A 25,346-nucleotide genomic window follows, 5' to 3' on the forward strand; every position below is an offset into this window, starting at 1 on the left:
GCACCGCAACATGGACGGTGTCAACGCAATATGCGGATTTGCCCTCCGGGTGCCGCCTCGCTAAAGCGTGCGGCCATGTTGAACGTGCAAGGGATAACCTATCGGATCGGCGGGCGGGTGTTGTTGGAGGATGCGAGTGTCGCCATCCCCACCGGCCACCGTGTGGGCCTCGTGGGCCGCAACGGCACCGGCAAATCCACCCTCTTCCGCATCATCCTGGGCGAGCTCTCGCCCGAGACCGGCACGGTGAACACGCTCCGCAATGCCCGCATCGGCACCGTGGCGCAGGAAGCGCCGGGCGGCGAGGATTCGCTCCTCTCGGTAGTGCTGGCGGGCGATGTGGAGCGCGCCGAGCTTCTGGCCCGGGCCGAGCACGAGACCGATGCCCACGCCATCGCCGAGATCCAGACCCGGCTTACTGACATCGGCTCCCACTCCGCCCCGGCGCGGGCGGCGGCCATTCTTTCCGGTCTCGGCTTTTCCGATGCCGCGATGCAGGGCCCCTGCTCCGCCCTTTCCGGCGGCTGGCGCATGCGCGTGGCGCTGGCCGCAGCCCTCTTCGGCCATCCGGACGTGCTGCTCCTCGACGAGCCCACCAACTACCTCGACTTCGAAGGCACGGTGTGGCTCACGACCTTCCTCAAGTCATACCCCTCGACCGTGCTGATGATCAGCCACGACCGCGACGTGCTGAACCAGGTGGTGGATGGCATCGTGCATCTCGATCAGGGCAAGCTCACGCTCTATCAGGGCAACTATGACAGCTTCGACCGCCAGCGCCGCGAGAAGCAGGCGCTGAACCAGAAGCTGCGCAAGAAGCAGGAAGCGCAGCGCGCCCACATGCAGGCCTATGTCGACCGCTTCCGTTACAAGGCCTCGAAAGCGCGGCAGGCGCAAAGCCGGCTGAAGGCGCTGGCCAAGCTCGAGCCCATCGCCGAGGTGATCGACAACCGCATCGCCGAATTCCACTTCCCCAATCCCGAGCGCGAACTGGCGCCGCCACTTGTCTCCATGGACAAGGCGGCCGTGGGTTACGAACCCGGCAAGACCATCTTGCGCAACCTGACGCTCCGCATCGACCCGGATGACCGCATTGCGCTGCTGGGCTCGAACGGCAACGGCAAGTCGACCTTCGCCAAGCTGCTCATCGGCAAGCTGAAGGCGAGCGGCGGCAGCATGGCGACCGCGCCGCGCATGAGTGTCGGCTACTTCGCCCAGCACCAGATGGACGAACTGGCCGATGGCCGCACGCCGTACGACTACATCACCGAGCTGATGCCGGATGCCTCCGTTGCCGACCGCCGCGCAAGGCTCGGTGCCGCCGGCTTCGGCGCCACGCTGGCCGACGGCAAGTGCTCCACGCTTTCGGGCGGCGAGAAGGCGAGGCTGCTCTTCCTGCTCGCCACCTATCATGCGCCCCATGTGCTCATCCTCGACGAGCCCACCAACCACCTCGACATGGACAGCCGCGAAAGCCTGATCATGGCGATCAACGACTATGCGGGTGCGGTGATCCTCATCGCCCACGACCGTCATATCATCGAAACCTGCGCGGACACGCTTTGGCTCGTCGACAAGGGAACGGTGCGTGTGTTCGACGGCGATCTCGATGCCTATTCCGAACAGGTGCTGAGCCAGCGCAAGGTGGCGCCCGCCGCCACGCCTGCCGCTCCACCGCCGCCCGCTGCAGCCGCCGCCGCAAAGCCCGCGCCCCGCCCGCAGAAGCAATTGCAGAAGCAGTTGCGCGAGATCGAGGAGCGGATGGAAACCATCAAGAACAAGATCACGGTGCTCGACCAGGCGCTCGCCGATCACACCATCTACAGCGAGGAGCCCAAAAAGGCGGCGGATTTCGCAAGGCTCCGCACCAAGCTTGCGGGCGATCTGGAATCAGCCGAAATGGAATGGCTGATGCTGCAGGAGGATACCGCGGATGCCTGAGGCGGGCGCCACCATCGATCTTACCCGCTCATGGATCGGCTATGCGGCGCTTGCCATCTTCGCGATTTCCTATCTGCTGGTGATCCTCGAGGAGACGACACAGCTCCGCAAATCGAAGCCCGTGCTGGTGGCCGCGGGGCTGATCTGGTTCCTCATCGGCCTTGCCTACACGGCAGCAGGCGCACCGCAGGTCGCGCATGATGCTGCCGCCCACACCATCGGAGAATATGGCGAACTTTTCCTCTTCTTGCTTGTCGCCATCACCTATGTGAACACGCTCGAAGAGCGCCGCGTCTTCGAAGTGATCCGTACACGGTTGACCGCGCGCGGACTTTCCTACCGGCAATTGTTCTGGATCACCGGCATCCTCGCCTTCTTTCTCTCGGGCGTGCTCGACAATCTCACGACGGCGCTCGTGATGGGTTCGGTGGTGCTGGCGGTCGGTGTCGCTTCGCCACGCTTCGTGGCACTCTCCTGCATCAGCGTCGTGGTGGCGGCGAATGCAGGCGGCGCCTTCACGCCCTTCGGTGACATCACCACGCTCATGGTCTGGCAGAAGGGCAAGGTTTCCTTCTTCGAATTCTTCGCGCTCTTCGTTCCCTCGCTTGTGAACTGGCTGGTGCCGGCCCTCCTCATGCACTTCGCCCTGCCCGGCGGCAAACCCTCTGCTCCCGCCGAACGCATCCATGCCAAGCCCGGTGCCTTCGGTGTTGCCGTGCTCTTTGCGCTCACCATCGTGACGGCCGTTTGCTTCAAGAATTTCCTTGGCTTGCAGCCGGCACTTGGGATGATGCTGGGGCTCGGTTACCTGCAGGTCTGGGCCTACATGCTGCAGCAGCGCGGCAAGCGCGCCGAGAACACCGACATGGTGCTGAACTCCTTCAAGCAGATCGAGCGCATCGAGTGGGACACGCTGCTCTTCTTCTTCGGCATCATCTTCGCGGTGGGCGGCCTTGGCCTCATGGGTTATCTCGCGCTCGCCAACGAGTACCTTTACACGCAGTGGGGCGCAACGGCTGCGAACGTGACGGTGGGCATCCTCTCGGCCATCGTCGACAACATCCCGATCATGTTCGCGATCCTCACCATGGATCCGCAGATGTCGCACGGCCAGTGGTTGCTGGTGACGCTCACCGCCGGCGTGGGCGGCAGCTTGCTCTCGATCGGCTCGGCAGCGGGCGTGGCGCTGATGGGCCATGCCCACGGCAAGTACACCTTCATGAGCCATCTCAAGTGGACGTGGGCCGTCGCCCTTGGCTATGCTCTCAGCATCATCACCCACATGGTGCTCAATGCGGCAAAATTCTAAGTCCCTCTCGCGCATCGCCCAGTTCATCGAGCACGAGGCGACGGGCGGCTTGCTGCTTGCCTGCGCCGCGGCCTTCGCCATCCTGCTGGTCAACTTCGGGCTGGAGGACACCTATCATCACATCCTCGAAGAGCGGGTGCGGATCGGCGTCGGCGACCTGACGCTCGACAAGTCACTGCATCACTTCATCAACGACGGCCTGATGGCGGTATTCTTCTTCCTCGTCGGCCTCGAGATCAAGCGCGAGGTGCTGGAGGGCAATCTCTCCACGCCGTCGCAGATCGTATTGCCTGCCGTTGCAGCGCTGGGCGGCATCATCGTGCCGTCAGGAATCTACGCCTGGGTGAACTGGAACAATGCCGCGACACTGGGCGGCTGGGCCATTCCGGCCGCGACCGACATCGCCTTCGCGCTGGGTGCGTTAGCACTTCTCGGCAACCGCGCGCCGCTCTCGCTCAAGATCTTCCTCCTGACTCTCGCCACGTTCGACGACCTTGCGGCGATCATCATCATCGCGTTGTTCTACACGAGCGGGCTCTCGCTTTTCGCGCTCATCGGCGGGCTTGCCTGCCTCGCCGCCCTCGTCATCTACAACCGCATGGGCGGCGAAAGCATCGGCATCTACATTCTTGTCGGGCTTCTGATGTGGCTCTTCGTGCTGAAGTCGGGTGTGCATGCAACGCTCGCCGGCGTGGCGCTCGGACTCCTCATTCCGTTGAAGCGAAAGAACGACTCCTCACCGCTCCATGACCTCGAGCACGCGCTCCATCCTTACGTGAAGTTCGCCATTCTGCCACTCTTCGCCTTTGCCAATGCCGGTTTGCCGCTCGATGGATTCTCCTGGGCCAACCTCGGTGCGGACGTGCCGCTCGGCATTATCGCAGGCCTCACCCTCGGCAAGCCCGGCGGCATCATGCTGGCGGTGGTGCTGATGGTGGCGACCGGACTTGCGAAACTGCCGCAGGGTGTGAACTGGCGCTACATGCTCGGGGTCTCGTGTCTTGCCGGCATCGGCTTCACCATGAGCCTGTTCATCGGCTCGCTCGCTTTCGCCGAAAGCGAACTCGGCGCGCAGGTGCGGGTGGGGGTGGTCGGCGGTTCACTGCTCTCGATCCTGCTCGGTTTCCTCATCATGTGGCCCGGCAAGGTCGACAACGAAAGGTGAATTTTAGGCCGCCTGGTTCACCCAGCGGCCGCTCTCGTCCTGTTTCCAGTAGCTGATCTCGTGGCCCTCGCCCCTGAAGCGCCGCCACAGGGCGCGGGCGTGATCGAGTGCCGCCGCATCATTGCCGTCGAACATGATGCTGGCGCGGGAAAGCCCGTCCATCGCCAGGGGTTCTGCCCCGGCGATGTAGAAGCGGAAGGTGGCGCCGTTCGGATTGTCTTCGGCTGTGGTGAGATAGATGGGCTGCTTCTCCGGCATCGGCGTTGACGCATCGCCATGGGCGAGGAAGGCCACGTCCTCATAAGCCCAGAGCTTGTCCGAAAGCAGCTTCAGCGCCTCCACGTCGTTCGACTGAACCGAGAGCCGCAATCCCCTTTGCAGGCCGCGCGCCAGCAGACCCGGCAGCACTGCGTCCACCGGCTCGCGTTCCAGCATGTAGAACCAGACTTCGGCCATCAGCCCTCGTAGTTCTGCGCGACGAGATCGTTGAGGAGACGCACCCCCCAACCCGAAGCCCAGCTCTGGTTGATCGGCGACTTCACCGAATCCATCGCAGTGCCCGCGACATCGAGATGCGCCCACGGCACGCCGTTCACGAAGCGCTGCAGGAACTGCGCCGCCGTGATGGCGCCGCCGAAGCGTCCGCCGATGTTCTTCATGTCGGCCACGTCGTGGTCGATGAGCTTGTCGTATTCGGGTGCAAGCGGCATGCGCCACACCTTCTCGCCCGTCGCAGCACCGCTTGCTGCAAGGCGGGTGGAGAGTTCGTCGTTGTTGGAGAACATGCCGGCGTATTCCTTGCCGAGCGCCACCATCATGGCGCCCGTGAGCGTGGCGAGGTTCACCATGAACTTCGGCTTGAAGCGGTCCTGGATGTACCAGAGCACATCCGCCAGCACGAGGCGGCCTTCGGCATCGGTGTTGAGCACGGCGATGGTCTGGCCCGACATCGACTTCACGATGTCGCCGGGGCGCTGCGCCTTGCCGTCGATGGCATTCTCGACGAGACCGATGGCGCCCACCACGTTGCACTTCGCCTTGCGGCGGGCGAGCGCCAGCATCACGCCGGTGACGGCGGCGGCGCCTGCCATGTCGCCCTTCATGTCTTCCATGCCCGCAGCAGGCTTGATCGACACGCCGCCCGTGTCGAAGGTGACGCCCTTGCCGATGAAGGCGAGCGGCGCCTCGTTCTTCTTGCCGCCGTTCCAGCGCATCACCACGAGACGCGCTTCATGTTCGGAGCCCTGCGCCACGCCAAGCAGCGCGTTCATGCCGAGCTTCTTCATCTGTGCAGGCGTGAGAACCTCGACCTGCAGTCCGGCCTTGGCCAGCGCCTTGGCGCGGGACGCGAACTCGACGGGCGAGAGAATGTTGGCGGGCTCGTTCACCAGATCGCGGGCGAGATGGTTGCCGGCGGCAATCGCCTCGAACGGCTGGAAGGCCTTGCGCGCGGCGGCGGCCTCGGCGGTCATGAGCGAGAGACTCTCGAGCGCGGTCTTGCCGTTCTTCTTCGTCTTGTAGGCGGAGAAGGAATAGGTGCGGAGCGACGCGCCGGATGCGAGCAGTGCCGCGCCTTCTCCTTCGCTCAGCCCTTTCAAGCCGTGGAGCGGTGCAACCGCAGCGGTCTTGGCCTTCGCCGCCTGCAGCGTGCCGGCAATGGCGCCGCCCAGGAATTCGATCTCGCGGGCCGTAACCGACTCAGGCTTGCCGAGCCCCATCAGAATCAAACGGTCGAGGCCGCCGCCGGCTGCCACAATGTCCAGCACCTGTTCCTTCTTGCCTTCGAAACCGGCCGCCTTCATGGCGCGGGTCACATGCCCTTTCGCCGCCTTGTCGAGCTGGCTTGCCAGGGCGCCGAGCACGGCGCCGCCCGTGCCCCCTTCGCTGGCAAAGGCGACGAGGACCCCGGACTTGGGCAGGGCCGGACGGTCGAAACTGATTTTCAGGCTTGAATTCATGAGAGTTTTTCCAGGTAAGGTCGGGAAAGGAGAATCTGCTATGGTGATTTCCGCTTACCGTGCCGGATGTGCGGCGGCAACTGGCCGACCCAGATCCGGCACACGTTAACATAAACTTAACCGTGTAAGGTTGGCGCCCGATTGAGGTCACGACGGCGCCATTGCGGAATTCTATCCACGGTTAATTTCGACGCTTCCCTGACGGGGGGAAATCCTTTAATGTTTTGTAACTGTTCGTGAATGGCTGGGATGTGGGTGTTGCGGAAGAATTTGGCCCATCAGGATGACCTGACGGACCTCCGGGCGTATCTGCTCCGGGGCGTTGCCGCAGCGTGTCTGGCCGCCGCGACAGCAGCTTTTGCCGCAGTCAGTCTTCCCACTCCGGCCTTCGCCATCGAGGAAGTGCCGCTCATTCCGCCGGTCACCTCGAAGCCGGACAAGGGTACACCCGCGGATTTCGATGCCGCACGCGTCACCTACGATCCGCGCACCGATGTGGCCACCGCCGAAGGCGACGTGCGCATCACCTACGGTCCCTACGTGCTCAACGCCAGCAAGGTGAAATACAACCAGAAGACCGGGGCTTTCGAAGCAAACGGTTCCGTCGAATTGCGTGAGCCGAACGGCAACCTCATGGAGTCCGCAACCCTTGAACTCCGCAACAAGTTCAAGGAAGTGTTTGCACGCCACGTGAAGGCGCTGCTTACCAACCGGGCGACGATCACAGCCCAATACATGCATCGCCAGGAAAACGGCATCTCGATCTTCGAACATACCAGTTACACCGCCTGCTACGACTGCCGCACCAAGAGCGGCGCACCGCTGTGGGAACTGACGTCCGATGAGACCATCCACGACGCCAACGAGAAGATGCTGCACCACACCCATCCGCGCCTCAAGATCGCGGGTCACACGGTGCTGGCAGCGCCTTACTGGTCTCACCCTGATCCCAGCGTGAAGCGCAAGACCGGCTTCCTCGCGCCGTCCTTCGTCCGGGGCAAGACCTATGGCGTGGGTGTGGACGTTCCGTATTTCATTGTCACGGCGCCGAACAGCGACCTCACCATCACGCCGCGAGTGACCAGCAAGCAGGGACCGGTGGGCAAGGCTGAATGGCGCCACCGTCTGGCCTCCGGCGAGTATGACGTCACGGGTTATGGCGCATATCAAATGAACCCGGACGAGGCGACCGATCAATCCAAGGTCCGCGGTGCGGCCCGCACCACCGGTGATTTCCACATCAACGACCGCTGGAGCTGGGGCTGGGACGGTACGTTGACAAGCGACCGCACCTTCCTCGACGACTACGATTATGACAGCCGCGAGATCGCCAAGAACAATGTTCACGTGCTGGGCCTCTGGGACCGCACCTATGTCAACGCCCAGGCGCTGAACTTCCGCTCGCTCTCCAGCGGCATCGACCAGCAATACATGCCCTCCCTGCCCTATGTGAGTGGCGAGACCTATCTCAACGAAGAGGTTCTGGGCGGCGAGTTGAGCTTCAAGTGGACGAGCTACGCGCTGTGGCGCGACTCCGCTGATCCGGACTTCAATCACGGCACGCAGCAGACCCGCGCCGTCGGCGAAGCGCGCTGGCGGTCGCAGTTCATTTCCGATGCCGGCCTCGTGATGACCCCGTTTGCGCGCGTACGCAGCGACATCACCGTCACGGAGAATCTGCCTGACTCTACTGATGACAACGATACGGTGAGCCGCATCCTGCCGTCGGCCGGCTTCGACATGCGCTATCCGTTCATGGCCAACTACGCCTTCGGCCAGAGCATCATCTCGCCGGTGTTCCAGATCATTTCCGCGAGCGACGAGACAGACACAAAGAACATCGGCAACGAAGACGCGATCACCCTGAACTTCGATCATAGCAGCCTGTTCCTCGAAGACCGCTTCACAGGCATGGACCGCTTCGAGGGCGGGACCCGGGCGAACGTCGGCCTGACCTACACCTTCCTTGGCGACAACGGCGGCTTCGCCCGCGCCAGCATGGGCGAGTCCTTCCACATTGCGGGCAAGAACAGCTTCGTTTCGGGATCGGGCCTGGAAGGCAGCCAGTCGGATCTGGTGGCCGCCATCCTGGTGCAACCGGTCAGCCTCTTCAACCTGAGCTATGAAGTGCGGGCCGAAGAAGATCTCTCCCGCATCAACCGGCAGCAGGCCAATCTGGGCCTCACTTTCGACAGTTTTTCGGGCAATCTCGGCTACGCGTTCATCAACGCGGAACCGGCCTACGGCCGTCCGCTGGATGAACAGTGGGTGCAGGCAGACGGCAGCTTGGCATTGGCCGACGGCTGGTCCCTGTTCGGCGGCCTGCGCTACGACCTTGAAACGTCCAATGTCGATTGGCGGACGATCGGCGTTGAATTCGATTGCCAATGCATGAACTTCAAACTGGCCTATACCGGCGCCGACGACGACATCACCAACAAGACGGACCACCGGATCATGATGTCGATCGACCTTGCCACGCTGGGTGGAACCAGCTTCTCCAGCGGCTTCTGAGGAAGCCCCAGGAATCCTGAAATGAAGCGTATTCTTACGGCACTCACTGTTGTCCTCTTTTGCCTCGCAGCGCCGGTTGCCGCGCAGGCTCAGGACCTGAAGGTTCTGGTGACGGTGAATGACCAGCCCATCACCAGCTACGACGTCAACGCCCGCATCAACCTTTGGAAATTGCTGGGCGGCAATGTCGCGCTCACCCGCAAGCAGGCGCTGGACGGTATCATCGGCGACATTGCCAAGATCGAAGAAGCCAAGAAGTACAAGGCCGAGGCCACGGAGAAGGACATCGACGAACGCGTCGACCGACTGGCCAAGGGCATGAAGACCGACATGAATGGCTTCAAGGCCAAGCTGAAGGCACAGGGCATTTCCCTCTCCGCGTTGCGCCAGTATGTGGCGGCGCAGATTGCCTTCAACAGGTTGCTGTCCGGCAAGTACCAGGAGCGCGTCGAAGTCAGCGATGCGGAGGTCGACGCCAAGATGGATGAGGTGAAGGCCAGCATCAACAGCCAGCTGGCCAAGATCAAGGCCGACCCGCGGATGCAGCCCGTCACCGTCTACGAGATTCTGGAAATCAACTTCCCGGTAGACAGCCCCGACTTCATCACGGCGCGCGCCGCCGACACGCAGCAGTTCGCCTCGAAGTTCAAGGGTTGCGCCTCTGCCAAATCGGCCGCGTCCGGCATCTTCAACGTCAAGATCGGCAAGAAGATCGAAGCCGACAGCCGCCGCATTCCGCCGCAACTTCAAGCCGCCTTCAAGCAGGCGGGCGTGGGTGCGGCCATCGGCCCCTTCCGCAATCCGAACGGGCTTCAGATGTGGGGATACTGCGGCACGCGGAAAGTGACGCCGCAGATGCCCAAGGCAACCTTGCCGACGAGGGATCAGGTGAAGACGGCGCTGCTCAATGAAAAGTTCGATGCGATCGAAAAGAAATACGGCATCCTGCTGCGCAAGAACCTGATGATCGAATATCGCGATCCTTCCTATGCCAACTGAGCCACTCGTCCTGACCCCCGGTGAGCCCGGTGGTGTCGGGCCGGAGATCACGGCGAAGGCATGGGCCGCGCTGCACGGCGATCCCTCTTCCTGTTTCTATCTGATCGGTGACGCCGGCTTTCTCGCCGCCCGCTGTGCGGCGGCAGGAATCGAGGTTCCCGCACGCCCCATCGCCGCGCCACAGGAGGCGAAACAGGCTTTCGCAACGGCGCTCCCCGTCCTCCACCGTCCACTCACCCCCGCCGCCCGCACTGGCGCTTTCGACAGCGCCACCGCCCCGTGGGTGATTGCGGCGATCGACGAGGCGGTCGACCACTGCTTTGCCGGACAGGCCTCCGGCATGGTCACCTGCCCAATCCAGAAGGAAGCGCTCTACGCTGCGGGCTTCAGCCATCAGGGGCACACGGACTATCTCGCCAGCCTCGCCACACGCCGGGGCCACACTGTCTCGGAGGTGATGATGCTGGTGGGAGGCGGACTGCGCGCCATTCCCGTCACTGTCCACATCGCGCTCAAGGATGTGCCGCGCGCGCTCACGGGCGAGGCCATCGAGGCCCAGGCGCGGGTCACCGATCAGGCTTTGCGCACCTTCTTTGGCATCACCGTGCCGCGCATCGCGATCACGGGCCTCAATCCCCATGCGGGCGAAAACGGCAGCATGGGCCGGGAGGAAATCGAAACCATCATCCCGGCGATCCGCCGTCTGCAGGCCGAGGGCCTGCATGTACGGGGCCCCCTCCCCGCCGACACCGCCTTCTTCCCTCAGGAGCGCGCCACTTACGACGCCATTCTCTGCATGTATCACGATCAGGCACTGATCCCGGTGAAGACGCTCGATTTCCACGGCGGCGTCAACGTCACGCTCGGCCTGCCGTTCATCCGCACCTCGCCCGATCACGGCACGGCGCTTGGCCTTGCAGGCACCGGGAAAGCCCATGCGGAGAGCCTGATCGCTGCCATCCGGCTTGCGCGCGACATGGCGACGAACAGCGCCAAGACGGTGTCATGAGCGCTGACGACGGCCTGCCGCCGCTCCGCGAGGTGATCGAACGCCATGGCCTCGCCGCCAAGAAATCGCTGGGCCAGAACTTCCTCTTTGATCTCAACCTCACGCGCCGCATTGCCCGCGCCGCCGCCCCCTTCGACAATTGCACGATCGTCGAGATCGGGCCGGGTCCGGGCGGTCTCACCCGCGCGCTGCTGATGGAAGGGGCGCCACGCGTCATAGCGGTGGAGCGCGATGACCGGGCGCTGGCCGCACTGGCCGAGATCGAAGCCGCCTATCCCGGCCGCCTCACCGTGATTGCGGGAGATGCCATGGCGGTGGAATGGGCGACACTTGTGACGGGCCCCGCAAAAATCGTCGCCAACCTGCCCTACAACATCGGAACGCCGCTCCTCACGGGCTGGCTCACCACGGGGGATTGGCCGCCATGGTATGCCTCGCTCACACTGATGTTCCAGAAGGAAGTGGCCGAGCGCATTGCCGCGAAGCCCGGCAGCGATCACTTCGGCAGGCTGTCGGTGCTGTGCCAGTGGCGCTGCCACGTGCACAAGCTGTTCGACGTGCACCGCAGCGCCTTCACGCCGCCACCCAAGGTCACCTCCTCCATTGTCCAGCTTCTGCCGAAAACGCCGGAGATTGCCTGTGACGTGAAGGTGCTGGAGCGGGTCACGGCAGCGGCCTTCGGACAGCGCCGCAAGATGCTGCGGCAAAGCCTGAAGGAGGTCTTCACGGCTCCGGAAGAGGTTCTGCTGCGGCTTGCAATCCCGCCAACGGCGCGGGCCGAGGAACTGGCGGTGAACGACTTTGCGCGTCTGGCCGTAGAGGCTAGAGCTTCTTCGTCAGCTCACGGACGAAATCCGTAAGGCCAAGCTGGCGGTGGCGCCGCAGGCGCTCGGACGTCAGGATCGCCGTCACCATGCGGTGGCTGTGCTCCACATCGTCATTGACGATCACATAGTCATATTCGGGCCAGTGGCTGATCTCGTGATTGGCCTCCGCCATGCGCTTGGCGATGACAGCGGAGGAATCCTGCGCCCGCTTGATCAGGCGTTCCCGCAGCGTGTCGGCAGTGGGCGGCAGGATGAAGAGCCGCACCAGATCGTCCTTCATGTTCTGGGCCAGCTGCTGGGTGCCCTGCCAGTCGATGTCGAAGAGCACGTCGCGGCCCTGCTCCAGCGCCTGTTCCACGGGCGCGCGCGGGGTGCCGTAGGAATTGCCGAAGACGGTGGCCCATTCGAGAAGCTGCTTCTGTTGCACCATGGCGTCGAAGCGGTCCGGCGTGATGAAGTGATAGTCCTTGCCATCCACCTCGCCGGGGCGCGGCTTCCGCGTCGTCACCGACACGGACATGGTGATGTTGCTGTCGGCAGCGAGAAGCTTGCGGGAGAGCGTGGTCTTGCCCGCGCCCGAAGGCGAGGACATCACGAAGAGAAGTCCGCGCCGGTGAATATGTGTCAGGGTCGCCATGCCGTCACTCGATGTTCTGGACCTGCTCGCGCATCTGGTCGATCACGGTCTTGAGGTCAAGGCCAATCGCCGTCAGGCTGCGGTCGATGGATTTCGAGCACAGGGTATTGGCCTCGCGGTTGAACTCCTGTGCGAGGAAATCGAACTTGCGGCCAATGGGCTCGCGGGACGAGAGCAGCTCGCCCGCCGCCTCCACATGGGAGAAGAGCCGGTCTAGCTCTTCCTGAATGTCGCTGCGGGTGGCGGCGAGGATCGCTTCCTGATGAAGCCGCTGTTCGTCGAAGCCGTTGCCCGCTTCCATGAGGCGCGCCACCTGTTCGCCAAGCCGCTTGCGGATGGCATCTGCAGAGCGGGCGGGATTGTCGCGGGCCGCTGCGGCAAGGCTTGCGATCCGCTGCAACTGTTCTGTGAGTACCGCATGAAGCCGCTTGCCCTCCTCGGCGCGGGCGGCTGCCAGCGCGTCAAGTGCGCGGTCAAAACTTGCAAGCAGCGCCGCATCGCGGGCGGCCGATTCCTCTTCGCTCACCTCGCTCCGGACCGGCTCGATCACGCCGCGGAGGCCGAGTAGCGCCTCGGCCTGCAAGGGCGGCGAGCCGATCTCGTTCTGCAGGCGCTGGGCGATGGCGGTGAGTTCGGCGAGGAGCGTCTGGTTCACGGCCACGGTCTCGCGGGTGTTGCTGTTGAGGAGCGTGAGGCCGATCTGGACATTGCCGCGCTTCATCGCCTTCTGGATGCGCTGGCGCACCGGGCCTTCGAGATGATCGAGCCCCGGCGGCAGGCGCAGACGCACGTCCAGCGCCTTGCCGTTCACGCTCTTCAGCTCCCATTGCCACGACCAGTCACCGAGACTGCCGGAGTCCCGGGCAAAGCCGGTCATGGAGGTGATGGTCATGAAAAACGCCTTGAATCAGGTAGGGATGCACCTCTGGTAGCGCATCGGCAGCGCCAAGGGAACGAGGTGGGTCAGGCGTGGTGAAAGGGGCGGAAACCGGGGGTGGGCCACCCTCCGAATCCAGCCTTACCTCCAAACCGTCATTCCGGACGCGCGCCTTGATCGAGCGGCAGCGAGATGTCGCGCGCGAGCCGGAATCCAGCTTTGGGCGTTGTGGAAGGGGAAAGCTGGGCCCCCGCCTTCGCGGGGGTGACGGCTCAGAAACAGATATTCTCCTAACCCGTCATTCCGGACGCAGCACCTGATCGAGCGGCAGCGAGATGTCGCGCGCGAGCCGGAATCCAGCTTTGGGTGTCTGGCAAGCGGAAAGCCGGGCCCCCCGCATTCGCGGTGACGGACACCTGAAAGATCAGGGCTTGGGTTTCTTGAGGGCCGGGATCGGCACGAGGGTCTTGCCCACCTTGACGAGGGTGCCGGGCTTCAGCGTCGTGGCGGCGGCATCAGCCTCCGCCTCCTGGGCCGGTGCCGGCGGCGTGGTGTTGCCGGTCACCTGGGTGGCATCGGCAGCCGGAGCAGCCGGAACTGCGGCCGCATCATTCGCCGGGGCAGCAGGCGCAGGTGCTGCAGGCGCAGGTGCGGAAGGCTGGTCTTCCGGAACATCCGGCAGAACGGCCTGCTGCGGCGCAGGCTGGGCGGGAGCATCGGCCGGGGCTGCCGTATCAGCCGCTGCGGCAGGTGCCGTCGGTGCCGGCGTGGCCGAAGTTGTGGCCGGGGCTGTCGCAGGAGCCTGGGCGGCAGGCGGCTGGGCCTGACCCGACTCGATGGCGCGCCACTTCCGCACATTGGCGTTGTGCTCTTCCAGCGTGGCCGCGAAGACATGGCCGCCCGTGCCATCGGCCACGAAGTAGAGGTCATTCACCGGCGCGGGATTGATCACCGCTTCCATGGCGTCACGGCCCGGCGAGGCGATGGGTCCGGGCGGCAGGCCGTTGATGCGATAGGTGTTGTAGGGCGTGTCGCTGTCGAGGTCCGACTGCGTGATCGGCCGGTCGAGTTTGCCCTTCCCCGCCACGAGGCCATAGATGATGGTGGGGTCGGATTGCAGCCGCATGCCCGCCTTGAGGCGGTTGAGGAAGACGGCGGCCACGCGCGGGCGCTCATCGGCCTTGCCGGTTTCCTTCTCCACGATGGAGGCGAGCGTCACCATCTGGTTCTCGTCCTTGAGGATGGTGTCGGGTGGGCGCTTGGCCCAGATCTCGTTGACGAGCGCGGTCTGCGCCTTGATCATCTCGTCGAGGAGTTCCTGCCGGCTCTTGCCGCGGGGATAGAGATAGGTGTTGGCGATGACAGCACCTTCGGGCGGAATGACGGCGACATCGCCCGTCATCGGCTCCTGCTCCTTCAGCCGGTTCACAGCCATCTCGCTGGTCCAGCCTTCGGGAACGGTGAACTTGTACATGACGACACGGCCCGAGGCCATGATGTTGAAGACCTCGGCCATGGAGGCGTTGGCCGGGAATTCATATTCACCCGCACGAATTCCGGCGCCACGCACCGCCTGCGCATAGACGCCGATCCCCATGGTGACGGGATCGCTGACGACGCCCTTGTCATGCAGCAGGTTGGCGACCTGGATGCGGTCCATGTTGCGGGGAATGTCGACAATGGTTGCCTGCTGCAGCGGGCCCGGTGCGGTGTAGCGCGCATAGAGCCAGGCGCCCAGGCCGCCCACCACGATCGCCGAGATGATCGACAGCGCGAAGAGCCAGCCGAGCACGCGCCCCACGGCGGATCCCCGCGGCTTGCGCTTCTCTTTGCCGGGCAATTTGATCGGCGATGTGTTCAAGTCGGGGCCCCTCTCGCCCCGTCAGTCTACGCCGCGACGCGGCGGAAAATCAATGAGGCGTTGGTGCCACCAAAACCAAAGGAATTGGACAGAACTGTGTTGATCTCTTTCTTCTTCGCGGTGTGCGGCACGAGGTCCATCGCCGTTTCAACCGACGGATTGTCGAGGTTGAGGGTGGGCGGGCAGATGTTGTCGCGCATGGCGAGGAGGGAGAAGACCGCTTCGACCGCGCCTGCCGCACCCAGCAGATGGCCGACGGCCGACTTGGTCGAGGACATGGCGACGCGCGCGGCATTGTTGCCGATCAGGCGTTCGACGGCGCGCAGTTCGATCTCGTCGCCGAGCGGCGTCGAGGTGCCATGGGCGTTGATGTAGTCGATCTCGCCAGCCGAAATGCCGGCGCGCTTGATGGCGGCCTGCATGCAGCGGAAGGCGCCGTCGCCGTCTTCCGACGGCGCGGTGATGTGATAGGCGTCACCCGACATGCCGTAGCCGATGACTTCGGCATAGATCTTGGCGCCGCGGGCCTTGGCGTGTTCGTATTCCTCGAGCACGAGGATGCCCGCGCCCTCGCCCATGACGAAACCGTCGCGGTCCTTGTCATAGGGGCGCGAGGCCTTTTCGGGCGTATCGTTGAAGGCGGACGACAGGGCCTTGCAGGCGATGAAGCCGGCGATGCCGATGCGGCAGATGGCCGACTCGGCGCCACCCGCCACCATCACGTCGGCGTCGCCCACGGCGATGATGCGGGCCGCGTCGCCGATGGCATGGGTGCCGGTGGCGCAGGCCGTGACCACGGCGTGGTTCGGGCCCTTGAGGCCGAAGTTGATGGAGATGAGGCCGCCTGCAAGATTGATCAGCGAGCCCGGAATGAAGAACGGCGAGACGCGGCGCGGGCCCTTCTCGGCCATGAGCAGCGTCGTGTCCTGGATGCCGGTGAGACCGCCGATGCCGGAGCCGACGAGCACGCCGGCGCGGTAGCGCTCGTCCTCGGTCTTGAGCTCGAGGCCCGAGTCCTTCATCGCCTGCTTGGCGGCAACGAGGGCGAACTGGATGAAGTCGTCGTAGCGGCGCTGGTCCTTGGGGTCGATCCAGTCGTCACGCTTCAGCGTGCCGTTGGTTCCGTCGCCTTCCTTCACTTCGAAGGCGATGCGGGAGGGCAGATCGGACGCATCGAAGCGCGTGATGGTGCCCGCGCCGGACTTGCCGGCCAGCATGTTGGACCACGTCGTCTCCACGCCCGTTCCCAGGGGAGACACAATACCCATACCTGTGACGACCACTCGCCGCATGTCATTTCCTCTTGATCGAAATTCTCACATCGAACGACGCAACAGGAAAACGCGGGGCCACAGGATTTTCACGCCCTGCCCCCGCGTTTCCGCGAATAGACTTTCCCGGCACGGTCATGCCGGGGGCACCGATCAGGCCTGGGCCTTTTCGATGAACTTCACAGCGTCGCCGACCGTCTGGATGGTTTCGGCGGCATCATCCGGAATTTCGATGCCGAATTCTTCCTCGAAGGCCATCACGAGTTCAACGGTGTCCAAGCTGTCGGCACCAAGATCGTCGATGAAGCTGGCTTCCGGCTTCACCTTGTCGCCGTCCACGCTCAAGTGCTCGACAACGATCTTCTTAACCCGTTCAGCGATATCGCTCATGTGCAATTGTCCTAATAACTGTTCTCACGCCCTGGCGGTCCGGACACCTCGCTGGGGTCCCCCTCAAGCCGCCGGCGGTAACTAGCACAGTTCTGCTTGGCGTTAAAAGGGAGAAAAATGCGGAGGAAATCCAGCGTCTTGACAAACGAAAAGGATCATCCCCCGGGCATCCAAAGTGGTCAAACTGTCACAGGTTGCAATTTGCGCCGCACCAGCCACAGCGCCGCCACCCCCAGAAGCCCGAGACCGGCGAAAACGATTGCCGCGGCGGCGGCATTGGTGGAGCCGCTCACCAGCGAGAACAGAAATGGCGCCACAGCGCCGCTGGCATAACGGAAGCCGGCCATCAGGCCGAGGCGCGAGCCGAAGCCCTTGGCTCCGAAAAGAACGAGGGGAACGGTGCCCTGCACGATGCTCTTTAGGCCGGAGCAGAGCCCGACCAGCAATACGAAGGTGACGGCAGCGGCGAAGGCAGGCGCGCCCAGCGCCGCCACCAGAAGGCCAAGCGGCAGGAGCGTCAGCGCGAACATGCCGACCGTGAGCGGATGGCGCTGACCCGAGAAGATGAGGCTGCCGAAGCGCACCGCCACCTGGGCCGGGCCGAAGAGTGTCGAGACCGCGAGAGACGCCGCGCCGAAGCCCAGCGCCTGCAGCAGCGGCACCATCTGCGAGAGCACCGCCGACAGCGCGAGACTGGAGAAGGCAAAGCCCGCCGTCACAAGCCACATGGCGGTGCCGAGTTGGTCTGGCGGCACCATGGCGTGTTGCGGCGCAGGCTCGGCCACGGGCGGCTTTGTGCGCGCCTCGCTCAGGATGAGCCGCGTCCAGCGGTTCACGGTGAGATGGATGGGCAGGCAGACCGCCATGTTGACGATGGCGTAGATGGCGAGCGTCATGCGCCAGCCGACGTAATGATCGATCCAGCTGGTGAGCGGCCAAAACAGTGACGAAGCGAAGCCGGCGATCAGCGTGAGATGCACGATGCGGCGGCGGCCCTTCTCCGGCGCCATCTGCACGAGGGCGGGAAAGGCCGCGTCATAGAGCACGAAGCAGGAGACGACCTGCATCACCATCAGCGCCGCAGAAAAGGTGATGGGACCGGGGGCGAGTGCCGTGATCGAGAGCATCAGAGAACTCAGCACCGTGCCGAGGCTCATCAGGCGCGCCGCACCGAAGCGGTCGATGGCGCGGCCCACGAAGGGTGCAACGAAGGCACCACAGAGAAGTGCGAGCGAGAAGACGCCGAAGAAGCCTGCTTCCGTCCAGCCGAAGGTGCGGGCGATGTCGTCCGCGAGGATGGAGTAGCAATAGTACAGCGAGCCGTAGCCGACGATCTGCGTCAGGCCAAGCAACCAGGTTGCAACAGTCGGTCTTTGCGAGTCACTCAAGGGGTGGAGGCGGGCGTCCAGAGTCGTGCGGGTTTCCCCCGCTCCAGCACATAGAAGGCATCGCTGTCCAGCGTCTCCCAGGGCCCCTGCTCGCCATCCGGCCAGAGCACGCGCACTTCGGTCTTGGCGAGATCGCCTACCCCCACATGCCACCAGTCGAGCGCGCCACTCACGTGGCCGCCGCCGGAATAGAGCTCGCGGCGCATCACCTTGCCATCGGCGCGCTTCACCTCGAGCCAGGCACCGATGCCGTCACGGTTCGGGCCGGGCTGGTTCAGGCGGAACGCCATGAAGTGGCCGATGCCGGTGGAGGTGTTGCGCCAGATTTCCGCATTCACCCAACGGTTTACGACGACGAGATCGAGCTTTCCATCAAGGTTGAGATCGGTGAGCAAGGCGCCGCGCGCGGTATTCATGGAGGCAACGCCGGCCTTGTCCGCCATCTCCACGAACTTGCCATCCTCGCCCTGGACAAGAAGGTTGTTCGGGTCCTTCGCCGCAAAGTCCGGCATCTCCGCCACATTGCCCTTGGCGATGAAGAGATCGACCCGGCCGTCGTTGTTGACGTCTTCGAATTGCGAATGCCAGGCCGTCGATGGACGCTTGTCTTCCCCGGTAAATGGGCGATGCGCCGTCAACCCCAGCGAGAAGGCCACTTCCTTGAAGGCGGGCTTGGCGGGCTTCCCCTGCTCCGGCGCCGCCGCCAGTTTCTGCAGGCGGTTGTCGGCCATGGAGGTGAGGAAATACTCCGGGTACTGATCAAAATCGAGATCGTAGCTGGTCATGCCCATGCCCCAGATACGCACGTAACGCCAGCCGTCCTTGTCGGTGTAGAGGACAGGCGGCTGGCCCGGCTCCATTTTCCACATCTGCTCCTGCCCACCCTCATAGTATTGGCGGTCGTTGGAGACGCGGAGGTCCGGCGTGCCGCGGCGGGCCCAGTCGGTGAACATGATGGAGAGCGGGCAAAAGCTCGGCTTCAGCGGCAGGGGTGCCGCGAACTGCGTCTTGTCGCCATCGGGGCGGTGCAGCCAGTTGTCGGTGCAGGAACCCCAGGGCGAGATTTCCTCGAAGCGGTCGACATAGTTGCCGATGGCAATGGTGGGCCAGTTGGCGCCCTTCTCGAACGTCGCGGCATAGGCCGTGGACCATTCATTGCCGCCGACGAAGTTCCATTCCTCGTTGGCGCGGGTGAAGCGGCAATTGCCGAGGCCCTTCATCACCACGTTCTCGCCCGAGCGCAGCAGCACAAGGTCCATGATGCCGTCGGCGTTGATGTCGAGCGGATAGCCGCCCAGCACGCGGGTCATCTCGAGGCCACTGGGGACCGGCTTGAACTTCAGTTCGCCGCCCTGGGTGCTTTCATTCTGGTACAGCGTGGCGCGGTTCTCGCCACCGGCGATGAAGAGTTCGGAGAAGCCGTCACCATTGCAATCGAAGCTGGAGACGCCGCCACCGACGGTGAAGTCGTAATCACCGCCATAGACCGAGGTGATGCCCGAGGTTTTGGTTTCATCGGTGAACTGCAACGTGGACTCGGCAAGCGCCGGTCCTGCAAGAGCAGCGACGAAGAGAGCGCCCGCCGTCAGGCGACGCGCGTTTTCAACATGTTCACGAATTTGCCCACGCATTTGCCCTGCTCCAAACCGAATTCGATTGCTGCCCGGTAGTGAATGCCGCCGTAGAGGCGCGAGATCGCCGCTTCCTGGGCCGCCGCTTCAAAGCTCTTGTAGTTCCGCGGCGCGAGGCCATCCCGCTTGTGGGTGGCATCGGTGAAAGCGTAGGTGTCGCCGAAGTCCTGCGCCAGCACGGTGGCCGCCGCGCTCGACTGGGTGGAGTGGCCGCTCGGATATTCCGGGAAGGGCGGCGTGATGAGGAGCGGCTCCCAGGTCTTGTCGATCACCCGCTTGATGTAGGTGACGGGGCGCACGAGATCGTATTCGAACTTGCTCTTCCAGCAGGCAATGAAGCCATCGGAAACCGCCATGCCAAGGCGCGCCAGCACCTCAACCGACTTCTCGAGATCGGTGTTCTCCTTCTCGAAGATCTGCATGGCGATCCACATCCAGTGGCCGGGCGGTGTGGGCGAAAGCATCGGGTCATCAGACCAGAAGCGGGCAATCGCCTTGCGCTCGGGATCAAGGTTCTTCACCGCATCGCGCACTTCCAGCGCCTGCTTGTAGAATTCGGATGCCGGGTCCTCGCTGTAGGCAGGCGGCGGCGGCAGCGGGCACGCGCCGTTCTGCGGCATGGCAAGCGGCAGGCACTCGCCCCAATGCGGCAGAAGCGGTGCCTGCTGCAGGCCGATGGTGCTGGTGGGCACCCAATGGGCCGGGCCTTTCTGCAGCGTGTATTCCATCGGGAAGCCGAGGTTCTCGACATGGCCGCCACCATCGCCCAGCGACCACGTGTCGATATGTTCGGCAACGGCCCTGCCGTAGGCGGCACTTTCTTCCCACACGGCAGGCGGAAGATTTTGCGCGGCTTCGGCGTGCAACTTCTTTTCCAGCGCCTTCATGGCGCGAAGGCCGGAGGGCCCGGTGTTGCCGAAGAAGGTCTGCGCGCTCGCGGCAAGCGCGGCGTGCAGGATCACCGCTTCATCGTAGGTGGCGCCTGCCTTGCGTTGCGGCACGTTGGCGAGATCGCGCGCCTGCCCTTGCAACGACTTGAGCGACTTCGAGCCGCTCGCCACCGCCTCGAAACAGGTGATGCCGACATAGGCGAAGGCCCGCGCCGCAACGGGCGGCGAATAGGTTGCGGTCTGCCGCACCAGTTCAAGGATCAGCGCGTACCAGGTGCGGAGAATGTGGGTGGGTTCGGCAGCCTGCGCCCTGCTCCCGAACAGTGCGGCAGCAGACACGGCGGCAAGGCCACGGCCGAATTGGCGGCGCGACAACTGCATGATGATCCTCCCCAGGATGCTGGCGACCGAATTACTTCAGTTCTCGAATTTATCCGAGATAAGCACAGAGAGGGGCTGATCAGCAAGAGCGTGCAAGGCGGGAAAACTGCTTGCAGCCCCCGGTTGCTTAAAGCATCGCCATTCCGCCGTTCACGTGCAGGGTCTGGCCCGTCACGTAGCCGGCTTCGTCCGAGGCAAGGTAGAGGACGGCGGCGGCAATGTCCTCCGACGAGCCCATGCGGCCCGAGGGGATGCGGCCGAGGATCGCTTCCTTCTGCTTGTCGTTCAGCACTTCGGTCATCGGCGTGGCGATGAAGCCGGGGGCAACGCAGTTCACGGTCACGTTGCGGCTCGCCACTTCCTGGGCGAGCGACTTCGACATGCCGATGAGGCCGGCCTTGCTCGCCACATAGTTCGCCTGTCCCGGATTGCCGGTGACGCCAACGACGGAGGTGACAGAGATGATGCGGCCCCAGCGCTTCTTCATCATCAGCTTGATGGCGGCGCGGGCGAGACGGAACGACGAAGTGAGGTTCACGTCCAGCACCTGCTGCCAGTCCTCGTCCTTCATACGCATGGCAAGGCCATCGCGGGTGATGCCGGCGTTGTTCACGAGAATGTCGAGGCCGCCCATGGCCGCCTCCGCTGCGGGGATCAGCTTCTCTACGTCTTCAGCGCTCGAGAGATTGCAGGTGATGACGTGGACACGTTCACCGCCCAGTGCAGCCTTCAGCTCTTCCAGAACCGCCGCGCGCGTGCCGGATATGGCGACAGTCGCCCCTGCTCTGTGCAGGGCCTTGGCGACGGCAGCACCGATGCCGCCCGATGCGCCGGTGACGAGAGCTGTTTTGCCAGCAAGAGAGAACATCTGTATCAACCTTTCAGGAGAGGAAGGGCGGCGGCGAAATCATCGGGCGTGCCGATGGCGATGGCCTGCGCATTGGGGGCGTTCTTCTTGGCAAGGCCGGTGAGCACCTTGCCGGAGCCGAGTTCGACGAAGAGCGTCACACCCTGCGCGGCCATGTGGGCCACGCATTCGCGCCAGCGCACCGTGCCCGTGACCTGTGCCACGAGCGAGTCACGGATGGCGGCAGGATCGGTAAGCGGGCCCGCCTTGACGTTGGCGATCACCGGAACGGCGGGCGCATGCATCTGAACCTTGGCCAGCGCCTCGGCCATGGCATCGGCGGCAGGCTGCATCAGCGCGCAGTGGAATGGTGCGGAGACGGGCAGCATCACCGCGCGCTTGGCGCCCTTCGCCTTGGCGATGTCGGAGGCGCGTTCCACCGCAGCCTTGTGGCCGGAGATGACCACCTGGCCGTCGCTGTTGTCGTTGGCGGCCTGGCAGACATCGCCCTGCGCCCCTTCCGCCGCAGCCGCTGCTGCCGCCGCGAAGTCGAGGCCGAGGAGTGCGGCCATGGCGCCGGTGCCCACGGGTGTTGCCGCCTGCATGGCCTTGCCACGGATTTTCAGGAGACGCGCCGTGTCGGCGATCGAGAAGGTGCCGGCCGCGGCAAGGGCCGAGTACTCGCCGAGCGAATGGCCGGCAACGCAGGCCGCCGTTCCACCCACCGTGATGCCGTGTTCCTTCTCGAGCACGCGAACCACCGCCATGCTCACCGCCATCAGGGCGGGCTGGGCATTTTCGGTGAGCGTCAAGTCGGCTTCCGGACCTTCCCACATGATCTTCGAAAGGTTCTGCGACAGCGCCTCATCCACCTCGGCGAAGACGGCCCTGGCGGATGCGAAAGTGTCGGCCAGCGCCTTGCCCATGCCAACGGCCTGGCTGCCCTGCCCCGGAAAGACGAATGCAATGCTCATGATCGGTCGGTCACCCCTGTTTTTTGGCCAAGTCCCATACCGCGAGGGGCGAAGTCAACCCGTCATTTGCCGCCCATGTTCTTGATCATCATGTCGATCAGGCGGGGCACGAAGCGCTCGCCGTAGCCCAGGGTGTCGGCCAGCACGTAGATCTGGTGGATGGCCTCGGCGATGGGGGAAGCAACCGGCATGTTCTCGGTCATGTTGGTGTAATAGCGCAGGTCCTTGCGGGCATTGCGAATGGCGAAGCGGGCGTGGCTGTCGTCATCGCTCAAGGGCACGTTGATCAGGCGGCCGAACATCACCGAGGCAGCACCGCCACCCATCACGATGTCGCGGAGTGCGGCCATGTCGACACCCGCCTTGGCGGCAACGGTGATCGCCTCGGCCGCAATCGCGGCGTTGCCGAGCGAGAGGAAGTTGTTGATCAGCTTCACCTGATGCGCGGTGCCGACGTCGCCTGTGTGGATGATGAGATCGGAGAAGGTGGAGAGCACCGGACGGATCTTTTCGAGCACCGCCTTGTCGCCGCCCACCATGAGGCCGAGCTTGCCCGCTTCCGCTTCCTTGGGCGTGCGCGTCATCGGCGTGTCGACGAAGATGATGCCCTTCGCTGCGCAATCGGCAGCGATCTTCTTGGTGGAGTCCGGCACCGCCGTGGAGCAGTCGGCGACGATGAGGCCGGGCTTGCCGTTGGCGAGAATGCCGTTCGGTCCATAGACGTTGTCTTCCACCTGCGGCGTGCCCGTGACGCAGAGAATGACGAGGTCGCTCGCCTTGACGATCTCCGCCACCGACTTCGCTTCCTTGGCGCCCCGCTTCACCAGGTCTTCCACCGGCTCGCGGTTGCGGTGCGCCATGGTGACGAGGCCGAAGCCCTTCTCGACCACGTTCTTGCCAATGCCGTGTCCCATGAGTCCGGCGCCGATCAGTCCGACGGTCTTGATGGTCATGTCCATTTCCTTTCGATGAGGGCTTTCAGTGGATCTGCTTCGAGAATGAAAAGCTGGTCTTCCGGGTGCTTGCCGAAGCCGAGGCGCTCGTAGAAGCGTATACCACCGGTGTTCGACTGGTCCACTTCGAGCTTGATGAATTCGGCCCCCTGCGCCGCCGCCTCTCGGCCCGCCGCCTGGATGAGACGCTCGCCGATTTTCTTGCCGCGGGCGTGGGCCATGACGAAGAGATCGACCACATACATCCCCTTGCAGCCGCGCCAGGTGGAAAAGGTGAAAAGCCAGAGGCAGGCGCCGAGCAACAGCCCCGAATCCTCCGCCACGGTGACGTGCACCAGTCCCTTGGCCTTGCGCAGGCCCTCACCCGTGAGTTTGGGCGCAATCGGAAGTCCCAGGTCCTTCGGCAATTGCCGGACCATGGCGGCGACGGCATCTTCCTGACCGTCGCGCATGGGCCGGAAGCCCACGCTCATGCTCCGAGGCCCTTAAGCAGCGAAGCAAGATTGTCACCGAGCGACTCCGAGGGATAGCCGCCCTCCTGCACCACCAGTGTGGGCAGGCGCAGTTCGGCAATGCGGGCGCCGATTTTCGCGAAATCCTCGGTGCGGATGGCAAAACCCTTGAAGGGATCGTCGATGGCGATGTCGAGGCCCGACGCGAGCACAAGCCGTGTCGCACCGAAGTCCGTCACGCGCTGCAAGGCAGTTTCGAGCGCTGCCATGTAGACGGTGATGTCCGCACCACGTTCGAGCGGCAGGTTGAGGTTGAAGCCTTCTCCGGCCCCTCGCCCACGCTCTTCCGCATAGCCCCAGAAGAACGGATAGAAGCGTTTGGGATGGCAATGGATCGAAACGGTGAGCACGTCGGCGCGGTCATAAAAGATCGCTTCCGTGCCGTTGCCGTGATGGACGTCGATATCGAGGATCGCCGTGCGGTGGCCGGCGCGCGTCAACAGTTCGGCGGCAATGGCCGCGTTGTTGAAGAAGCAGAAGCCCGCCGCGAGATCGGATGCGGCATGATGGCCGGGCGGACGGCAGAGCGCATAGATCAGCCGCTCGCCACCACCGACGCGTCTTGCCCCTTCGACAGCACAGGCGGCACTGGCCTTGGCTGCGGCCAGCGTTGTTGAGGTCACCGGACAGGCGCCATCGCCGAGATGATAGCCTGCCTGCCCCACCACCGCTTCCGGATAGCCGATGGGCGGCAGTGTCGACCGCTGGATGGCGTAGACATTGGGGAGCGGAATGTCGCTCAACTCCGGCACATGCGCCCAGCGCTCGCGCAGGGTTTCGAGGAAGGTGAGGTAACGCTGGTCATGCACCAGTGCCAAAATGTCGTTGCCAATGGGTGGCGGCACTTCCACCTGGCTGCCGACGAAGCCCACGCCGCGCATCAGCATGTCGATGCGGATGGGTTTTTCCGGAATGGGTTGCGGGCGGCCGGCGACAAGAAATGTCTCGGGGGCGTGGCTGCGTTGAATGTCGTCGTAGAGTGTGATCATGGATTTTGCTGTTTCGGCGTGGC

22 protein-coding genes are annotated in these 25,346 nt (G+C 64.0%); 7 read left to right on the forward strand and 15 right to left on the reverse strand.

Annotation, left to right across the window (positions count from 1 at the left end; translation table 11 throughout):
* The first annotated feature begins 75 nt into the window (after positions 1-75).
* From QM801_RS10025 to nhaA, 3 genes are read left to right on the forward strand one after another with little or no spacing between them, the layout of a single operon-like run.
* Positions 76-1,941: an ABC-F family ATP-binding cassette domain-containing protein gene (locus QM801_RS10025; RefSeq protein WP_415019063.1), complete on the forward strand. Its 1,866-nt coding sequence runs from the start codon at positions 76-78 to the stop codon at positions 1,939-1,941.
* Entirely contained in the window at positions 1,934-3,250 is a 1,317-nt protein-coding gene (gene nhaD, locus QM801_RS10030; protein WP_415019064.1) for a sodium:proton antiporter NhaD, read from the forward strand. Before QM801_RS10025 ends, nhaD begins: the two co-directional genes overlap by 8 nt.
* On the forward strand, positions 3,234-4,415 hold the full coding sequence (gene nhaA / locus QM801_RS10035; protein ID WP_415019065.1) for a Na+/H+ antiporter NhaA: 1,182 nt from the start codon (positions 3,234-3,236) through the stop codon (positions 4,413-4,415). The genes nhaD and nhaA overlap by 17 nt, the downstream gene beginning before the upstream one ends.
* A 3-nt stretch (positions 4,416-4,418) precedes the next feature.
* Here nhaA and QM801_RS10040 read toward each other — a convergent pair whose 3' ends face one another.
* Together QM801_RS10040 and QM801_RS10045 are read right to left on the reverse strand one after the other, a co-directional pair.
* Positions 4,419-4,871 carry a DNA polymerase III subunit chi gene (locus tag QM801_RS10040; RefSeq protein ID WP_415019066.1) on the reverse strand — a complete coding sequence of 151 codons (453 nt, stop codon included), beginning with the start codon at positions 4,869-4,871 and terminating at the stop codon, positions 4,419-4,421.
* Positions 4,871-6,373, reverse strand: a complete 1,503-nt coding sequence (locus tag QM801_RS10045) for a leucyl aminopeptidase (protein ID WP_415019067.1) — start codon at positions 6,371-6,373, stop codon at positions 4,871-4,873. Before QM801_RS10045 ends, QM801_RS10040 begins: the two co-directional genes overlap by 1 nt.
* 258 nt (positions 6,374-6,631) lie before the next feature.
* Between QM801_RS10045 and QM801_RS10050 the strand changes: the two genes are divergently transcribed.
* The 4 genes from QM801_RS10050 to rsmA are packed head-to-tail and all read left to right on the forward strand — an operon-like array spanning position 6,632 to position 11,755.
* Complete coding sequence (locus QM801_RS10050; protein ID WP_415019068.1) at positions 6,632-8,887, forward strand: LPS-assembly protein LptD; 2,256 nt, start codon at positions 6,632-6,634, stop codon at positions 8,885-8,887.
* A gap of 21 nt (positions 8,888-8,908) precedes the next feature.
* A complete protein-coding gene (locus QM801_RS10055; protein ID WP_415019069.1) occupies positions 8,909-9,886 on the forward strand; it encodes a hypothetical protein in 978 nt (325 codons plus the stop codon).
* Positions 9,876-10,895: a 4-hydroxythreonine-4-phosphate dehydrogenase PdxA gene (gene pdxA / locus QM801_RS10060; RefSeq protein ID WP_415019070.1), complete on the forward strand. Its 1,020-nt coding sequence runs from the start codon at positions 9,876-9,878 to the stop codon at positions 10,893-10,895. Before QM801_RS10055 ends, pdxA begins: the two co-directional genes overlap by 11 nt.
* Positions 10,892-11,755 carry a 16S rRNA (adenine(1518)-N(6)/adenine(1519)-N(6))-dimethyltransferase RsmA gene (gene rsmA / locus QM801_RS10065; protein ID WP_415019071.1) on the forward strand — a complete coding sequence of 288 codons (864 nt, stop codon included), beginning with the start codon at positions 10,892-10,894 and terminating at the stop codon, positions 11,753-11,755. The genes pdxA and rsmA overlap by 4 nt, the downstream gene beginning before the upstream one ends.
* Here rsmA and gmk read toward each other — a convergent pair.
* From gmk to QM801_RS10130, 13 genes are all read right to left on the reverse strand, one after another.
* Complete coding sequence (gene gmk, locus QM801_RS10070; RefSeq protein WP_415019072.1) at positions 11,718-12,359, reverse strand: guanylate kinase; 642 nt, start codon at positions 12,357-12,359, stop codon at positions 11,718-11,720. The two genes, rsmA and gmk, sit on opposite strands and share 38 nt — an antisense overlap.
* 4 nt (positions 12,360-12,363) lie before the next feature.
* The gene (locus QM801_RS10075; protein WP_415019073.1) at positions 12,364-13,251 is read right to left on the reverse strand and encodes a YicC/YloC family endoribonuclease; all 888 of its coding nucleotides are present in this window, start codon (positions 13,249-13,251) and stop codon (positions 12,364-12,366) included.
* A gap of 409 nt (positions 13,252-13,660) precedes the next feature.
* Positions 13,661-15,097 (reverse strand): endolytic transglycosylase MltG, encoded by a 1,437-nt coding sequence (gene mltG, locus QM801_RS10080; RefSeq protein ID WP_415019074.1) that lies wholly within the window; start codon positions 15,095-15,097, stop codon positions 13,661-13,663.
* A 26-nt stretch (positions 15,098-15,123) separates the two neighbouring features.
* Complete coding sequence (gene fabF, locus QM801_RS10085) at positions 15,124-16,389, reverse strand: beta-ketoacyl-ACP synthase II (protein ID WP_415019075.1); 1,266 nt, start codon at positions 16,387-16,389, stop codon at positions 15,124-15,126.
* A 132-nt stretch (positions 16,390-16,521) separates the two neighbouring features.
* Positions 16,522-16,758, reverse strand: a complete 237-nt coding sequence (locus tag QM801_RS10090) for an acyl carrier protein (RefSeq protein WP_415019076.1) — start codon at positions 16,756-16,758, stop codon at positions 16,522-16,524.
* 179 nt (positions 16,759-16,937) lie between these two features.
* Positions 16,938-18,110 (reverse strand): MFS transporter, encoded by a 1,173-nt coding sequence (locus tag QM801_RS10095; RefSeq protein ID WP_415019077.1) that lies wholly within the window; start codon positions 18,108-18,110, stop codon positions 16,938-16,940.
* A gap of 32 nt (positions 18,111-18,142) precedes the next feature.
* Positions 18,143-19,777 (reverse strand): CRTAC1 family protein, encoded by a 1,635-nt coding sequence (locus tag QM801_RS10100; protein WP_415019078.1) that lies wholly within the window; start codon positions 19,775-19,777, stop codon positions 18,143-18,145.
* Complete coding sequence (locus QM801_RS10105) at positions 19,732-21,048, reverse strand: vanadium-dependent haloperoxidase (protein ID WP_415019079.1); 1,317 nt, start codon at positions 21,046-21,048, stop codon at positions 19,732-19,734. The genes QM801_RS10100 and QM801_RS10105 overlap by 46 nt, the downstream gene beginning before the upstream one ends.
* 127 nt (positions 21,049-21,175) lie before the next feature.
* The gene (fabG, locus tag QM801_RS10110; RefSeq protein WP_415019080.1) at positions 21,176-21,916 is read right to left on the reverse strand and encodes a 3-oxoacyl-[acyl-carrier-protein] reductase; all 741 of its coding nucleotides are present in this window, start codon (positions 21,914-21,916) and stop codon (positions 21,176-21,178) included.
* A 5-nt stretch (positions 21,917-21,921) separates the two neighbouring features.
* Positions 21,922-22,869 (reverse strand): ACP S-malonyltransferase, encoded by a 948-nt coding sequence (gene fabD / locus QM801_RS10115; RefSeq protein WP_415019081.1) that lies wholly within the window; start codon positions 22,867-22,869, stop codon positions 21,922-21,924.
* A 62-nt stretch (positions 22,870-22,931) separates the two neighbouring features.
* Positions 22,932-23,822, reverse strand: a complete 891-nt coding sequence (locus QM801_RS10120) for an NAD(P)-dependent oxidoreductase (protein ID WP_415019082.1) — start codon at positions 23,820-23,822, stop codon at positions 22,932-22,934.
* A complete protein-coding gene (locus QM801_RS10125; RefSeq protein ID WP_415019083.1) occupies positions 23,819-24,295 on the reverse strand; it encodes a GNAT family N-acetyltransferase in 477 nt (158 codons plus the stop codon). The genes QM801_RS10120 and QM801_RS10125 overlap by 4 nt, the downstream gene beginning before the upstream one ends.
* Positions 24,292-25,323, reverse strand: a complete 1,032-nt coding sequence (locus QM801_RS10130) for a histone deacetylase family protein (RefSeq protein WP_415019084.1) — start codon at positions 25,321-25,323, stop codon at positions 24,292-24,294. Before QM801_RS10130 ends, QM801_RS10125 begins: the two co-directional genes overlap by 4 nt.
* Positions 25,324-25,346 lie beyond the last annotated feature (23 nt).

The sequence above is a fragment of the Aestuariivirga sp. genome, assembly GCF_047600585.1.
Taxonomy (GTDB): Bacteria; Pseudomonadota; Alphaproteobacteria; order Rhizobiales; family Aestuariivirgaceae; genus Aestuariivirga.

What these genes read in the sequence shown, in the direction of transcription:
- pdxA (WP_415019070.1), top strand. Translation starts at nt 9,876, where the DNA reads ATGCCAACTGAGCCACTCGTCCTGACCCCCGGTGAGCCCGGTGGTGTC.
- QM801_RS10130 (WP_415019084.1), bottom strand. Translation starts at nt 25,323, where the DNA reads ATGATCACACTCTACGACGACATTCAACGCAGCCACGCCCCCGAGACA.
- QM801_RS10090 (WP_415019076.1), bottom strand. Translation starts at nt 16,758, where the DNA reads ATGAGCGATATCGCTGAACGGGTTAAGAAGATCGTTGTCGAGCACTTG.
- QM801_RS10040 (WP_415019066.1), bottom strand. Translation starts at nt 4,871, where the DNA reads ATGGCCGAAGTCTGGTTCTACATGCTGGAACGCGAGCCGGTGGACGCA.
- QM801_RS10055 (WP_415019069.1), top strand. Translation starts at nt 8,909, where the DNA reads ATGAAGCGTATTCTTACGGCACTCACTGTTGTCCTCTTTTGCCTCGCA.
- QM801_RS10105 (WP_415019079.1), bottom strand. Translation starts at nt 21,048, where the DNA reads ATGCAGTTGTCGCGCCGCCAATTCGGCCGTGGCCTTGCCGCCGTGTCT.
- fabF (WP_415019075.1), bottom strand. Translation starts at nt 16,389, where the DNA reads ATGCGGCGAGTGGTCGTCACAGGTATGGGTATTGTGTCTCCCCTGGGA.
- nhaA (WP_415019065.1), top strand. Translation starts at nt 3,234, where the DNA reads ATGCGGCAAAATTCTAAGTCCCTCTCGCGCATCGCCCAGTTCATCGAG.
- rsmA (WP_415019071.1), top strand. Translation starts at nt 10,892, where the DNA reads ATGAGCGCTGACGACGGCCTGCCGCCGCTCCGCGAGGTGATCGAACGC.
- gmk (WP_415019072.1), bottom strand. Translation starts at nt 12,359, where the DNA reads ATGGCGACCCTGACACATATTCACCGGCGCGGACTTCTCTTCGTGATG.
- QM801_RS10075 (WP_415019073.1), bottom strand. Translation starts at nt 13,251, where the DNA reads ATGACCATCACCTCCATGACCGGCTTTGCCCGGGACTCCGGCAGTCTC.
- QM801_RS10045 (WP_415019067.1), bottom strand. Translation starts at nt 6,373, where the DNA reads ATGAATTCAAGCCTGAAAATCAGTTTCGACCGTCCGGCCCTGCCCAAG.
- QM801_RS10125 (WP_415019083.1), bottom strand. Translation starts at nt 24,295, where the DNA reads ATGAGCGTGGGCTTCCGGCCCATGCGCGACGGTCAGGAAGATGCCGTC.
- fabD (WP_415019081.1), bottom strand. Translation starts at nt 22,869, where the DNA reads ATGAGCATTGCATTCGTCTTTCCGGGGCAGGGCAGCCAGGCCGTTGGC.
- fabG (WP_415019080.1), bottom strand. Translation starts at nt 21,916, where the DNA reads ATGTTCTCTCTTGCTGGCAAAACAGCTCTCGTCACCGGCGCATCGGGC.
- nhaD (WP_415019064.1), top strand. Translation starts at nt 1,934, where the DNA reads ATGCCTGAGGCGGGCGCCACCATCGATCTTACCCGCTCATGGATCGGC.
- QM801_RS10120 (WP_415019082.1), bottom strand. Translation starts at nt 23,822, where the DNA reads ATGACCATCAAGACCGTCGGACTGATCGGCGCCGGACTCATGGGACAC.
- QM801_RS10100 (WP_415019078.1), bottom strand. Translation starts at nt 19,777, where the DNA reads ATGCGTGGGCAAATTCGTGAACATGTTGAAAACGCGCGTCGCCTGACG.
- QM801_RS10025 (WP_415019063.1), top strand. Translation starts at nt 76, where the DNA reads ATGTTGAACGTGCAAGGGATAACCTATCGGATCGGCGGGCGGGTGTTG.